The organism is Timonella sp. A28 (assembly GCF_051200815.1).
In the GTDB taxonomy this organism is placed as follows: Bacteria; Actinomycetota; Actinomycetes; order Actinomycetales; family Cellulomonadaceae; genus Timonella.
Map to the genome: position 1 here is coordinate 1526884 of NZ_CP195159.1, position 14118 is coordinate 1541001.

General features: G+C 52.7%; 14 protein-coding genes. 1 reads left to right on the forward strand and 13 read right to left on the reverse strand.

Annotated elements, in window-relative coordinates; translation table 11 throughout:
- Positions 1-10: 10 nt before the first annotated feature.
- The gene (locus ACR9EC_RS07250; protein WP_435298575.1) at positions 11-313 is read left to right on the forward strand and encodes a (2Fe-2S)-binding protein; all 303 of its coding nucleotides are present in this window, start codon (positions 11-13) and stop codon (positions 311-313) included.
- 82 nt (positions 314-395) lie between these two features.
- Here ACR9EC_RS07250 and ACR9EC_RS07255 read toward each other — a convergent pair whose 3' ends face one another.
- From ACR9EC_RS07255 to folK, 13 genes are all read right to left on the reverse strand, one after another.
- Complete coding sequence (locus ACR9EC_RS07255; protein ID WP_435298576.1) at positions 396-1469, reverse strand: lactonase family protein; 1074 nt, start codon at positions 1467-1469, stop codon at positions 396-398.
- 110 nt (positions 1470-1579) lie between these two features.
- The gene (locus ACR9EC_RS07260; RefSeq protein WP_435298577.1) at positions 1580-1912 is read right to left on the reverse strand and encodes a histone-like nucleoid-structuring protein Lsr2; all 333 of its coding nucleotides are present in this window, start codon (positions 1910-1912) and stop codon (positions 1580-1582) included.
- An 80-nt stretch (positions 1913-1992) separates the two neighbouring features.
- Complete coding sequence (locus ACR9EC_RS07265; RefSeq protein ID WP_435298578.1) at positions 1993-2166, reverse strand: hypothetical protein; 174 nt, start codon at positions 2164-2166, stop codon at positions 1993-1995.
- A gap of 38 nt (positions 2167-2204) precedes the next feature.
- Positions 2205-3767: a lysine--tRNA ligase gene (gene lysS, locus ACR9EC_RS07270; RefSeq protein ID WP_435298579.1), complete on the reverse strand. Its 1563-nt coding sequence runs from the start codon at positions 3765-3767 to the stop codon at positions 2205-2207.
- A gap of 87 nt (positions 3768-3854) precedes the next feature.
- Positions 3855-4778 carry a carboxylating nicotinate-nucleotide diphosphorylase gene (gene nadC / locus ACR9EC_RS07275; RefSeq protein WP_435298580.1) on the reverse strand — a complete coding sequence of 308 codons (924 nt, stop codon included), beginning with the start codon at positions 4776-4778 and terminating at the stop codon, positions 3855-3857.
- Positions 4779-4805: 27 nt separating this feature from the next.
- The gene (locus ACR9EC_RS07280) at positions 4806-6554 is read right to left on the reverse strand and encodes an L-aspartate oxidase (RefSeq protein WP_435300629.1); all 1749 of its coding nucleotides are present in this window, start codon (positions 6552-6554) and stop codon (positions 4806-4808) included.
- A 54-nt stretch (positions 6555-6608) separates the two neighbouring features.
- A complete protein-coding gene (gene panD / locus ACR9EC_RS07285) occupies positions 6609-7046 on the reverse strand; it encodes an aspartate 1-decarboxylase (RefSeq protein ID WP_435298581.1) in 438 nt (145 codons plus the stop codon).
- A 90-nt stretch (positions 7047-7136) separates the two neighbouring features.
- Positions 7137-8045: a pantoate--beta-alanine ligase gene (panC, locus tag ACR9EC_RS07290; protein ID WP_435298582.1), complete on the reverse strand. Its 909-nt coding sequence runs from the start codon at positions 8043-8045 to the stop codon at positions 7137-7139.
- A 53-nt stretch (positions 8046-8098) separates the two neighbouring features.
- Positions 8099-9016: a Rossmann-like and DUF2520 domain-containing protein gene (locus tag ACR9EC_RS07295; protein WP_435298583.1), complete on the reverse strand. Its 918-nt coding sequence runs from the start codon at positions 9014-9016 to the stop codon at positions 8099-8101.
- Positions 9013-10656, reverse strand: coding sequence for a PH domain-containing protein (locus ACR9EC_RS07300; RefSeq protein WP_435298584.1), 1644 nt, complete (start codon positions 10654-10656; stop codon positions 9013-9015). Before ACR9EC_RS07300 ends, ACR9EC_RS07295 begins: the two co-directional genes overlap by 4 nt.
- Before the next feature lie 2 nt (positions 10657-10658).
- A complete protein-coding gene (locus ACR9EC_RS07305; protein ID WP_435298585.1) occupies positions 10659-11144 on the reverse strand; it encodes a PH domain-containing protein in 486 nt (161 codons plus the stop codon).
- Positions 11145-11188: 44 nt separating this feature from the next.
- A complete protein-coding gene (locus ACR9EC_RS07310) occupies positions 11189-11665 on the reverse strand; it encodes a DUF3180 domain-containing protein (RefSeq protein WP_435298586.1) in 477 nt (158 codons plus the stop codon).
- Between the two features lie 46 nt (positions 11666-11711).
- Positions 11712-14096, reverse strand: a complete 2385-nt coding sequence (gene folK / locus ACR9EC_RS07315; RefSeq protein WP_435298587.1) for a 2-amino-4-hydroxy-6-hydroxymethyldihydropteridine diphosphokinase — start codon at positions 14094-14096, stop codon at positions 11712-11714.
- Positions 14097-14118 lie beyond the last annotated feature (22 nt).

Here is a 14118-nt window from a genome sequence, read left to right on the forward strand (position 1 = left end):
GATGGAGGGTATGGAAACCACTGCAGACCCGCTCGCAGCAATTCGTAATCTTATCGGTGAGGACGAGACCACTGCGTCGTCGATCACCCCTGCCACTCCGGAAGAGTGCGCAACGTTTGACGATGATGCGATGGTCTGTACCTGTAACAACGTGAACGCTGGCGAAATCCGCTCGCTGATCCAATCTGGAACGTGCTGCTCCCTTGACGATGTGCAAGTGAAGACACGTGCCGGTGGCGGCTGTGGCGCGTGCTTGCCGTTTGTTGCTGGCATCGTCGACGTTGAACTGAAAAAGTGCCCGAACGCGCAGTAAGTAGGCGCAGCCTATCTCATATGTGATCGCGTATTGGAGCGCGATACGAGGGGTCACACCATGGCGGTGTGACCCCTCACGTTTATACAGGCAGAACGCAGGCTGGAGCCGGTAGGTGGGTTGAAGAAAGCAACCTATGCTCGCGAGTTTCAGGGTTGTACGCGCTCACGTCGACTGTTGACGAGTTTTGGTTTGCGACAACAAGCAGTTCATAACCTGCCAGCTCGCCGCCGCCTTCACCAACGCACGCAAAGTGTCGAGGCCATGCACCGCCGGTGCTGAATTCGGTTTCGTACCGCAGTGAACCATCGTCAAGGATCGTGTGGACGCTCATGATGTCGGCCCCGCGAACAGCGACATACAACCGCGTGCCGTCGTCGCTTAACGCAATGTGGGACGGATACGAAGATTCAGCCCCATATATTCCCGTCATCGCCGGGTAGTGTGCCGTAATGTCTCCATCACCAGTGCTTGCATCTACGCGTATTGCATGAATGCGGTTATCAAGTTCACCGACGACATACACGTACCCGTTACTGCTTGAGACAAAGTGCCGGGGCCCTGACCCCTGTGGAGCAGACACGGCACTACCTAACGCAGAAAGTTTGCGCCCGCCTTGGCCGTCACTCACAAACTGGTATTTAAAAATATTATCTGCGCCAAGATCAGCAACCCACACATATTGTGTGCTGTGTAGTTGCGCCGCAAAGTGTGCGTGTGGGCCTTCTTGTCGTTCAGGGTTTGCGCCTTGCCCGAACTGTTGAAATAAACTCCCTTCAACTATGTTCGGATGATTTTCTTGAGTAATTGGTAGCGGCTGAGCCCACACGGATCCAGAACCATAATTTGATACGACGGCTAAACCATCAACTGCAAAAACATGACAGGGGTAACTACCACCTGTGGTGTTTTCCGCATGCACATAAATATTGGTGTTTTCTCGACGAAATTCAGTGATTTTACCGTTTGGTGTTTCACTGACAGCAACGAGTTTTTCACGGTCAGGGGTAAGCGCAAGGAACGATGGAGAATCCATCTCATAAATGCGGGATAATCCCTCTAAAACGCCTGTCTCCACATTCAGATGCGCATCCCAAATGCCTTCTCGATCTGTTCCTTCTGTTTGACTTGGATATGTTCCAAAATAAAGGTGCACAATTATCCCTTTCCTTATGAAAACTTCAGACAAACAAAACTGCATAATAAATGAAATGGAGTACCCTCCCTAGGGAGAGTACTCCATTTCATTTACGAGGATAAATTACCTCAGTGAGCAGCTTCGAAAGCGTCACGAATCTCTTGAGAAATACGTCCGCGCTCATTCACGTCAAAGCCGTTTTCACGTGCCCATTCGCGAATTTCGTTTGCACCCGGGCCGCTAGCCTGTGCGCGTTGCGCACGACGGACCCCACGTCCACCGGCTCGTGCTACCTTGCGCCCAGCATCAACATACGTCTGGAGGCTCGAACGCAACTCTGCAGCGCGTGCAGTGCTCAGATCAATTTCGTAGGACACACCATCAAGACCAAACTGAACAGTCTCGTCAGCGGCGCCACCATCAAGGTCATCTACGAGAATGACTTGAACTTTCTGTGCCATTGTTACACCTTTTCACATAGTTATTGGCGTTCGTATATAAAAATCATTACACCCAATAACAAATGCGTCAAATGAAAACCCTATTCACTCGATGGTGATTTCTGCTCATCGGTTTGCTCTTCACGATCTAATTCAGCAAGTTGAGCACGTTCATTTCGATCTGCTCGAACAATAAACCGCATTGCAAAATAGAACAACACTCCAACACCAATGGAAGGAATAATTGCTGCAACTGCCGTCCAAAAACCAGTCATGATTTCACCTGCCTACTTTTAATCGCCACAAATAGGGATCAAACTTGCGGTTTTACCAGCGGGAACAGAATAGTTTCACGAATTCCAAGCCCTGTAATTGCCATAAGAAGACGGTCTAGGCCCATGCCCATACCACCGCTTGGTGGCATCGCATATTCCATAGCAGTAAGGAAGTCTTCGTCCAGCACCATAGCTTCGTCGTCACCCGCAGCAGCAAGAATTGCTTGCGCTTCAAAACGTTGACGCTGAATAACAGGGTCAACCAATTCTGAATATGCGGTAGCTAATTCAAAACCACGCACGTAAAGGTCCCACTTTTCAACGACGCCCTTACGTGAACGGTGATCACGCGTTAATGGTGACGTTTCTACTGGGAAATCACGAACAAATGTTGGTGCATACAAATCATTACCAACGTAGTGTTCCCACAACTCTTCTACGAGCTTTCCGTGGTTGGCTTTCTTAGGATCGAGTTTAATGTCGACCTTATCTGCCAAAGCGCTCAAGTACTGCACTGATGCCTCTGGCGTGATTTCCTCACCCAAAGCAGCAGACAATGAGTCATACATGGAAATTTCAGCCCAGTCTCCACCCAGTTCATACTCTTCGCCGTTGGGCAGAGTAACTAAGGTTTCCCCGTCATAAACGTCCTTAGCTGCAGTCTGCACCAAATCTTTAGTAAGGGTCGCCATAGTGTTGTAGTCACCATATGCTTCATATGCTTCTAGCATGGCAAACTCAGGTGAGTGGCTTGAATCCGCGCCTTCGTTACGGAAGTTACGGTTAATTTCGAACACTCGCTCAATTCCACCAACAACAGCCCTCTTCAAGAAGAGCTCGGGTGCGATACGCAAATACAAGTCCATATCAAACGCATTCATGTGCGTCATAAATGGGCGCGCTGCTGCACCACCGTGAATTGTTTGCAGCATTGGTGTTTCAATTTCAATGTAATCGCGCTTGTGGAAGTTTTCGCGCAATGAACGCACAACCGCGGCACGCATACGAGCGTTCTCGCGAGCAGCTGGACGAGCAATCAAGTCAACGTAACGTTGACGTACGCGTGCTTCTTCTGAAAGTTCAGCAGTGGTTCCATCTTCGCGCTCATACATGTTTGGTAGCGGACGCAAAGCCTTCGCAGCAATCTGCCATTCAGAAGCAAAAATGGATAGTTCACCACGCTTTGACGAGATTACGCGGCCTTTTGCGAAAAGGTGGTCACCCAAATCGACATCAGATTTGAACGCAGTAAGCGACTCAGGACCAACTTCACCTTGCGAAAGCATGATCTGCACACGGTTGCCTTCACCATCTTGCACGGCAACAAAGCACAGTTTTCCAGTGTTACGCAAAAAGACAACACGACCGGCGACGCCGACGACATCGTCGGTTTCCTCACCGGTTTCCAAATGCGCGTATTGTTCACGCACCTGCTTAATCGTGTGAGTGCGGTCAACAGTGACAGGGTAAGCCTCGCCTCCCTCCGCAATTAACCGAGCGCGCTTTTCGCGTCGAACGCGCAGCTGCTCAGGAACATCATTCTCAGCGGATGGGTGCGCCACTGTTGTGGCGTTTGCGGCGTTATTTGGGTCTACAGTCACCTGCTAATTCTATCTGCGAACTGCAAGTCAAAAACTTTCCGAACGGGTGGTACACCTCACGTTTAAAAAACCCGCCAAAAAATAACGTTATTCCATGAGGTCCAAAGCTAGATCCATGATGGGTGCAGAGTGTGTGAGAGCCCCCACTGACATGTAATCGACCCCGGTCGCTGCGATAGCGGCAGCCCTATCAAGAGTGATGTTTCCGGTAGCCTCTAACTCGATCTTCCCTAATGCAGCTTCTTGCGGACGCAAGGCATCAACAACGCGGGTCATGTCTTCGCATGACATGTTGTCCAAAAGCAAGAACCGCGCCCCAGCAGCAACAGCCTCTAACGTCTGCTCATAGGTATCCGCTTCAACCTGAATAACAACATCAGGGAACTTCTCACGTACCGCAGTAACAGCACCAGCAATCGAACCAGCAGCCACAACGTGGTTGTCTTTCACCATCGCTACGTCATACAAGCCCATACGCTTATTAGTGCCACCACCCGCCCGAACCGCATACTTATCAAGTTCGCGGAGCCCCGGAGTCGTCTTTCGCGTATCCAACACCATCGCGCCCGTTCCCTCAAGAACATCAGCAAAAGCACGCGTAGCACTCGCAACACCAGAAGCACGCGAGGCAAGGTTCAACAACGAGCGTTCAGCAATCAAAATCGCTTGCACAGACCCCTGCAATACCGCCAAACGGTCACCTTTACGCACGCGAGCACCGTCTGAAACATCAAAGACAACGGAGGTGTCTCCCATGTTGAAACGTGCTGCGACCTGCGCTAAAGCTTCAGGGACAACAGCAAGTCCGGCAACAACCCCGTCTTCACGAGCCATCAAGTGCGCTGTAGCTTGCACGGATGGGTCCATCGTCGAAAACGAAGTGACGTCGCGGCCAGGGAAACCACCTAAATCCTCGTCGAGGGTTCGACGAACCACGTCGTGAACCCACTCCACATCTAAAGACCGAACGTGCGGAGCCATAGGGTTACCAACCACGTGAGACGACGACATCACTACCTCAATTCAACAAAAATTGGCTTAATTGTGGGGTTCACGAGTCAACAATGCAAGGTCTGTGACAAGCTCCCCAGCATCATTAAGGCGTACAACTACTCGACGCAGCCACTGATCATCCGAGTGCGCGAAGTCAGCTCGAAAATGGCCGCCGCGAGTCTCTTCACGACGCAGCGCAGCGCTTGCTAGAGCCGCAGCAACTTGATGGATGTTTGTTGTTTCCCACTCAGCAGACTGTGGCACAACAAAATGGTCACCAGAAGTAGGTTCTGGCACGTCTGCATCCAAGCGAACTCGCCCTAAAGCACCAAGCGTTGTCGTTAACGATTGCGCTGTGCGACGCACACCAGCGCCCTTTGTCATCTCCCGCTGAATAGCGGACCGAGATGCAGCCATCACAAGGCCAGCATTCCCTGGACGAGAAAGTGCCTCACGCTGTGGGAGTTCACCGGCAGCTATCCGATCAGCAATGTCTTGTGCAGCACGCTTAGCAAAAACTAGGCCTTCGAGCAGTGAATTAGAGGCCAGCCTATTAGCACCATGTACACCGGTGCAGGCAGCTTCACCAACGGCATACAAGCCACGCAAAGTCGAGCGTCCTTGTGTGTTCGTTACGATGCCACCAGAGTGATAATGCTGGGCTGGCGCTACCGGAACAGGCTCAGCTGTTAAATCAAACCCTTGTTCACGTAACTTCTCGCAGATAGTTGGGAACCGCGATTTTAAAAAGTCTGCACCTAAGTGACGGGCGTCAAGCAGCACATGGTCCGAGCCGGTTTTCTCCATTTGGGCGACAATCGCATGGGCGACAACATCACGTGGAGCAAGTTCTGCCATAGGGTGTAGCCCCGGCATGAACCTGTGACCCTCAACGTCAATCAAATATGCGCCTTCGCCGCGAACAGCCTCAGAAATCAACGTCAGTTGTCCGCGCGCACCAGAACCAAGCCACAACACGGTGGGATGGAACTGTACAAACTCTAGGTCTGCTAGGTCTGCGCCAGCACGTAGTGCGGCGGCAGCGCCGTCACCTGTCGCTTGAGAAGGATTAGTCGACGACACATACAGTTGCCCGATGCCACCAGTCGCTAACACAACGGCGCGGGCCAAAGCGGAACCGACACCGTCGCGGGTTCCCTCCCCACGTACGTGTAATGTGACGCCGCAGGCTACGCGCCTGTCTTCGTCGTTGTCTTGAGGTTCGACGAGACCAGATGTTGTAAGGATGTCGACGACCTGAGCATGCTCAATAATTTCGATGCCCGGGTCGTTTCGCACTGCTTCCAGTTGCGCAACTAAAGCGCGGGAGATCTCTGCGCCTGTGGCATCCCCACCAGCGTGCGCGATACGGTCAGCGTGGTGTCCGCCCTCACGTGTAAGTGCGACTTCCCCATCAGCTTCGCGGTCGAATTGTGTACCGCGTGCGATAAGTTCGCGCACGCGTGCTGGGCCTTCTGTCACCAACACTTCAACGGCTTCAGGATCGCATAAGCCCACACCAGCAACGAGGGTGTCTTCGAGGTGGGCTTGAGGCGAGTCAGAAGGGTCAAGTGCCGCAGCAATTCCGCCTTGTGCCCATACTGTCGCGCCTGACGACAACACGTCTTTTGTTACCAGCAAAACACGACCAACACGTGATCGGAGTTCTAGCGCGGCAGTGAGCCCTGCAATTCCGCTGCCAACCACGATGACATCCGCGTGGGTAACCCAGCCCGGCGCTGGAGCAGACAGTCGTGTCGGTAATGTCAGCGAAGAACCAGTAACCGGGTGCACAGTATTCACGACTCTCAATTATGCCTGACTAGGCCTAGGACCTTGTGGCACGTCTCAGGCTTGGAATGGAGCGATAGGCAAGCCAGAAGGTTCCAGCCCAAACCCATCGGGCACGAGGCCCGGCTCTGCCGACGTTTCAAGAATTTTGTTGTGCTCATCCACGAAAACGACGTGTGGAAGATAGTGTCGGGCTTCTTCGTCGGCCATCATCCCGTACGCGATAAGGATGACGGTGTCTCCCGGCTGTACCAAATGCGCAGCAGCACCATTAATACAAATTTGGCCGCTACCGCGTTCCCCTGGAATAACGTACGTCGTCAGACGAGAACCGTTAGTTACATCAACAACGTCGACTTGCTGCCCTGGATACAGGTCGGCAGCTTCTAAAAGATTAATGTCAACGGTGATCGAACCAACATAGTGCAGGTCAGCTTGCGTCACCGTCGCACGGTGAATTTTGCCAATCATCATTGGGCGTTGCAAAGACGTCACTGGGTGCCTCAAAACCTCAAAATCGTATATTTCACAGATGCAGAGATGGCGATTAGCTGAATCGCCCGTTCATCCTGCCAGATGAATACACTACTCGTGCACTCCGAACTGCATGTGCATGTTATCTATCAGTCTAGTCCTGCCAACTCGTGCTGCTACGAGCCCGAGAGCCTCTCCTACATAGTTTTCCTGCACTTCGCCAATATTTGTTGGGTCAACAATGACAAAATAATCGAGTGTGACCTGTGGGTTTGCTTCAAAAACAGCGTGTGCGGCTTGATGAGACTGGGCTACTGAACCGCCAGAGTATGCTACGTCACGTGCTGCATTTAACGCTCTATACAAGGTCAAAGCCATAAGTTTTTCGTCGTCGAGCAGGTATGCGTTCCGTGACGACAAGGCGAGTCCGTTTTCTTGACGAACAATAGGGACCGCGCAAATCTCAACATCAAAGTTAAAGTCCCGCACCATCCGAGAAATCAGCAGCAACTGTTGCGCATCTTTTTGACCGAAAAACGCGAGTTGCGGCTTTGTCAGATGCAAAAGCTTATTGACGACAGTCAGCACGCCATCGAAGTGTCCGGGACGTGAGGCACCTTCCAAAATTGTGCCTAAGTGCCCTGACGTCACTCGAACAAGGGGGTCCCCACCCGGATACATCTCTTCCAAATCTGGAGCGAACACAACATCTGCGCCATGTTCAGCCAACAGTTCAAGATCGGCGTCAAGAGTCCGCGGGTATGCCTCAAAGTCTTCGTTCGGACCAAACTGCAGCGGATTAACAAAAATTGTGACTACCACCTGGCGTGCACGTGCACGTGCTTGCTTCACAAGTTCCATATGACCGGCATGCAACGCGCCCATGGTCATCACGACGGCTCTATCTACTTGAACGTCAGAGCCTGCTGTCACACGATTCGTTGTGTCCTTGTGCTTTGTTGAAGTAAGCGCTGCGTGTAACTCACTGATCGTGAGTGCAACATGAGGCTGTGCTGCCATAGTTGTCCGTTCATCATCAAACTGTGCACGTTACCGGTAGGAACGCGCTGTATTTAGGAATCGAAAGCATCAAGTAGGTTTTGTGCTTGTTCCTCGCCGATTTTACCCAACCCTAATGCGCGTGTAGTTGCGGCACGACCCATCGCTTTATAAGACTCAATCACGTCTGTAGTTTGCTCAGTTACCGCACATGCTTCGAGTTCAGAAACATGCTTCCGAACAGTTCCCGCATCACCTCGCGCTACCGGTCCAGTCAACGTCGATATAGGATCCGATTCGCCATCGCTAGCACGCAAGGCTCCCTCAAGTGCAGCATGCAATAACGGTGAAAGCACCCGCCCAGGGTTATCTATTCCCGTCACAGACAGCATGTGTGCGGCTTGCGCAACCAGCACCACAAGATGATTCGCACCGTGTGCGAGAGCCGCGTGATACAAGCCCCTCTGCTCCTCTGCTAACACCACTGGTTCGCCACCCATTTCCACAACGAGTGCTTGACCAATGGGAAGCATCGGTGTTGGGGCCGTTACAGCAAACGCTGTTCCTTCCAAGCGGGCAAGGTCCAAAGACGTACCCGTAAACGTCATTGCGGGGTGAACGGCAATAGGTATGGCGCCTTGTAAGCGTGCTGGTTCCATAACGCTAATACCGTGAGCACCAGACGTGTGTACAACGATTTGCCCTGGCTGCCACGCCTTTAAATCTGCAAGCCCTTGGATTACGTCCGCTAATACATCGTCTGGAACTGCGAGAAGGACAAGCTCTGCCCGTTCTACGATTTCTTGGGGTTCAATAACTGGGACGCCAGGTAAAAGTGCGTCAATACGGTCGCGGGTCTCTTCCGATATACCGGTTGCGCCCACTATCGCGTGCCCTGCTTGGCGCAATGCCGAGCCGAGAACGGCACCGACCCGGCCGGCACCGATAATTCCGATACCGAGCCGACCGGGTTTTGCTGCTGCACTACTCATAAACTGTCTGTTGCCTTGGATTCCTCAGCCACTGCACTGTCACCGTTGTGCGCTAGCTGTGTTGTGTCTGGTGTTGTCTCGTCGTGTAGGTCTAGGCGCTCAGCGACTGTTGCGAGCCACTGCTCTGGACCTGCTTTAGCGCGTGCTTCACGAGCACGCTGTGCTTGTTCAACAAGTAGATCACGAACTGTTGTGAGTTCAAGGTGAGCGACTTTAGGGATGATTGAACCAGGCGTGGAGTGCAAAGAGAAAGATGCTATGCCTAGTGCGCGTTGCATTGGTCCTTGTTTTGCACCGATGGATTGAGTTCTTTCATGCGGAATCACTTCGACAGTGCGCATAAAGAAACCTTTACGAATGATCAAGGCACGGTCTGTCACCACAAAACCATTACGACGATACGACCATGGGTCTAGCCAGCGTGCGCTACGCGGCGACGTCGTAAACCCTTGCTCGGGTCCTTTCCCATTCATTGCGGCTTCTAGCAGTTCCAGCGGGTTAGCTGTGCCTAAATCAGGTAGGACTAGCCACAATGCATCAACGGCTTCCGTGCGTGTGCCGACCGGCAACAGTATGGACTCAAGGCTTGAGTTTCCGCCTACTTCCAACTCTCCGGCGATGTTGACGTCGACTCGCCACCAACCAAATCGACGCCACAGGGCGCCTTGGCGGATACGTACAGCTTGTACGCGGCCAGGAGGAATCGTCTTCGAGCGCGTTTCAAGCAAACCGTAACGGACTCGAATGCCGTCTGGCGAGATAGCACCAGTAAAGCCGTACTCTCCAACAAAACGGTTCCACGTGTATGGGCCGACACCGAACAGCACCGGAAGCAGCATGAGTGCGTACTGCTGTTGACCTGCAATAAACAGGGAAACACCAACAATAATGAGAATAAGAGTGATAATCGTTGCGGTGGATAAAAGAGCAGCAGCAATAATGCGTTTCGGTGGAATCTCATAGATCACTCGTTCTGGTGACTCCGGTGTGGAATCTACAAGAACCGGTGCAGGAGTTGCACCCACGACAGGTGCAGTCGCATCTGCTTCTGCAGCAACGTGCGCTTCGTGCTGCTGTGTTGTTGGAACAGCAGGGGCCGCTTTTACCGCGCCTGAAGCACGCGCAAGAAGTTCGATACGTAGTTGCTCTGCTTCGGCTTCTTTAATGAAACCGAGTTTAATGTTAGAGTTTCCCCCAGACGCTGACGTGATCGCAAGCTCAGCCAAACCAAAAAACCGAGCGATCAGTGGCCGCACAATATCAATTGCTTGGACACGATCAAGCCGAACTTTTCTTTCTTGACGGAACACGATTCCGCTATTGAAATATATTGCTTCGTTGTCGTAGCTGTAACGAATTTTTCGCCATGAAAGCCATCCAAAAAGAATGACGATGATCGCTACAAGGAATGTGCCACCAGAAACAAACATGATTTCGGTGCTAGAAACACCGTCTGCAAGCAGGTCTTCACCAGAATTTTGTGCAGCAACCACAAGAATTGCTGCGATCGCGATCCAGCCGCGCACAAACGGAGTAATTCGGTGTACGCGTTTCCATTCAAGGGCGTGCGTCGTTGATTCGTCGTCTAAAGAATCTGGGGTTTCTGCACGTTCCGCGTTTGGGGTTTGTGTCTCAGACATTCTTAGAGACCCGCCAATCGTGCTTGCCCACGGCTTGCAAGACGATCACGAAGCCGCGCGGCTTCTTCCGGTGCAAGACCGGGAACCGTTGCGTCGGACAACGCTGAAGCCGTGTGCAAAGTGACCTTAGCGATCTTAAATTTTCGGTCGAGTGGACCGGCCTCAACATCGACAAGCTGCATACGTCCGTAAGGAACCACAACAATTGACCGGTTCAAGATTCCAGTTCGAATCAACAAGTCGTCTTCCCGCTCGGCGTAGCCGATAGCAGGTACTTGGCGGCGAATCACAATGGCAACCCACACATACACACCAACGACAACAGCAACATTCAAGAATGCCCACCACTGCAAGAAGATGATTGCGATGACGACTGTGGCAATTATCGGAAGGATCATGGAGAGCGTCCATGTCACGAGCCGTACCTTTACCAATTGCGGTGAAACTCGCGTCCATGTAATACCTGCAGGGTCAAAAACTGCATCCATGACATACCCTATCTGTGCGTTGTGAGCGGTAATTATTCCTAGGTTTAGGCTTCGTTTGGGTTTAAGCCTTCACTAGCGTCTTCCGTTGGCGGCGGAAGCTGACAGTTTCGTTCTGCGATCATTGCGCACACAACAAAAATGAGGGCAGCGATACACGCAGCTCCGGCACCCCAAGCACGGGCTTGCTGCGATTCAACAGAAATATTTTCTAAAGCGACAAGCACTTGAGCTCCATATCCGCCCACAAAAAGTGCTCCACCTAAACTCCCAGCTTTAGCAAACACTGCAATGCGTGCTGCTGTTATTCCAGCGAGTTTTGGGCGTTTCCCGTTCAGGTAGGCCCGGACGACGAGTCCACCCCACGTAACAAGACCTGCAAGCAGAACAATGCCAAAAGGCTGCCCCCAGCCGACGGCTGGGGCGTGTATCCCCTGCCGCAGTAATATCTGCAGCAGGCCCCACGTGCCGGCAGTTGAGAGCAGAATGAGGGCAAGCACTTGACGCATTGAGGTTCGTGTCATGTTCTACATCATGCCTGATATACGTTGCGGTGTGGCGTTCATATGGTTACGGCAGCCAATCAAGTGCCAGCCAGCGCACTCCATCACGATCTGGCGCAGTTGAGGCAAGAGTGCTCACTGGGCCACCGCCAAGGCCAGGTAGTACGGCGTCAGGGTCTGCTTGATCCCACGGCACAAGAACAAAGGCTCGTTCTTTTGCCCGCGGGTGCGGCAAAGTGAGGTCTGCCGAATCGGCAACCATCATGCCGTATGTAACTATGTCGATGTCGAGTGTGCGCGGCCCCCAATGCACTTCACGCGTGCGGTGGTATGCGTTCTCAATTGCTTGAGTTGCATGTAACAACTCACGGGCAGCGAGCGTCGTCTCACCGACAACAACAGAGTTGAGATAATCCTGCTGTTCAGGACCACCCACAGCAGCGGTGCGAGCTAACGGACCGATTTCAAGGACTTTAAAGTTTGGTGTGTTACGTAACGCATCAACTGCAGCTGCCAAAGTTTTTTGCGCTTCGCCAACGTTTGCACCCAACGCCAGCACTACTCGAACAGGCGATTCTGGCTGTTCGTCCATTTCGTCAAGGTCAGCGAACATTGAAGAAGATTCGTGCACCGACATGTTGCTTTGCTGTGGTGCTGGTGCAGCTTTTTCGGGTTCTGCAGGTGACGTAACCGACGGTTCGGCTGGGGTTTGAGGTGGCGCAAACTTCTGTTCAGCGGAAGAAGCAGTGCTTTCAAAAACTGCACGGTCAAAATCACTCATGCGTGGTTGCTGTGGTGGAGCAAAAGTGTTCTGTGTGCTGTCTACAGGAGATTCTGTACCTCGTACAAGATCATCAAAGTTGGGCCGTGGAGCAAACGCTGCCGCACTTAACGGGGCAGGTTTTGCTCGCTCAGGTTCTTGATACGGTTCAGCCTGCATAGCTTGCTCTTGGTCAAGGCTCGGCGCAGTAGAAACTGGAGCAGCACCCAAATCTACCTGCGGGTGCACGGTGGTCGACGTGTCGGCGTCTGGCGTCGGCGCGCTGGCAGTAGGCGCGCTGGCAGTAGGCGTGGAAACCGCGGAGGTTTCAGCTTTCGTGGGTGCAGCTTTCGTCTCCGGCTTTGGTGGTGCCTGTTGCGCAGCCGCTGCTTGTGCTTGGAAGAAAGGACGTGGAAGCGGTGGCAAGCTCGCATCACGACGTGTCGCTGCCAATGGTTTCGACATGTCTAATGGTTCGTTAGGGTCACCGCCTAACAATTCTGACAAAGTAGGAGCGGTGCGCTCCTGCGCTGGTTCATGTTGCTGCCACGGATAGTTTGAAGTGTCTGAAACTCCAAGTCGTTCCATCGCGGTTCCGGCTGCATCGTCATGGCCGGTTGCTTGTGCTGAATTTTCGGCCTCGCTCGGCGCTAGTTGCGAGCTTGACTGCGCTTGTTCAGGCGTATCGTCAACAAAATTCGGTGAGCTTGCTGAAGGTGGCGCTACAGGCAGTGGTGTGCTTGCTAGGTCTGGACGAAACTCTGGCTCATATGGCGCGTCTAAATCAGGGTCGTCAAACGGATTGCTAAACGTAGAGAAGTTTGAGGCAGGTTCTTGTGTTGGTTGCGGCTCGCTGTGTGTAGCGGCTGGTTCCTCTGCGTTGACCTCTTCAGGGTCCTCTTCAAGGTGCAATACGGGAATAGGCTCTGGCTCTGGCTCTGGCTCTGGCTCTGGCTCTGGCTCTGGCTCTGGCTCTGGCTCTGGCTCTGGCTCTGGCTCTGGCTCTGGCTCTGGCTCTGGCTCTGGCTCTGGCTCTGGCTCAGCGTCTACAGTTTCTGGTTCCAGCGCAATCGGGTCGACTGCACTCACCATTGAAGTCGCAGGCGCTACTGCCGACACAGCACCATCAACAAGTGGCTCTTCTACTGCAGGGACATCAACGACTTCATCACCGGTTGCAGCTTCATCAACAGTTGCATCTTCTACCAGCGGGCTTGAATCTGCTTCTTCCCACGAAGGCAACGACTCAACTGGCGCGGCACCAACGTCCACAAAAGGTCGAGAAACTCGTGGCGGATTATGCACACCACGCGAAATGGAAACATCCACGTTCCCAAAAGGAACAGCGATAGGTGCCGATGGCTTACGCACCGTGACATCGACGGAAACGACCAGCGGATTTTCCAAAATAATTGCTGCGATACGTTCTGCAACAGTTTCAATCAAGTTAACTGGTGGCCCAGAAATAACCGAAACCACAGCCTCAGCAACATGCGCATAATTAACTGTTTGAGTGAGATCGTCCTGTGCTGCTGCATCTCCCAACGACACATGCAGTACGAGATCTACAGTAAAGGTTTGGCCTTCTTCGCGTTCACTGCTCAGAACGCCGTGATACCCCACAGCATTAATCCCTGTGAGGCGAATAGAGTCCAACAACGGGGCATTGTGGGCGCCATCCGATGAGGCCATGTCTACACCTTTCGTTAACCTG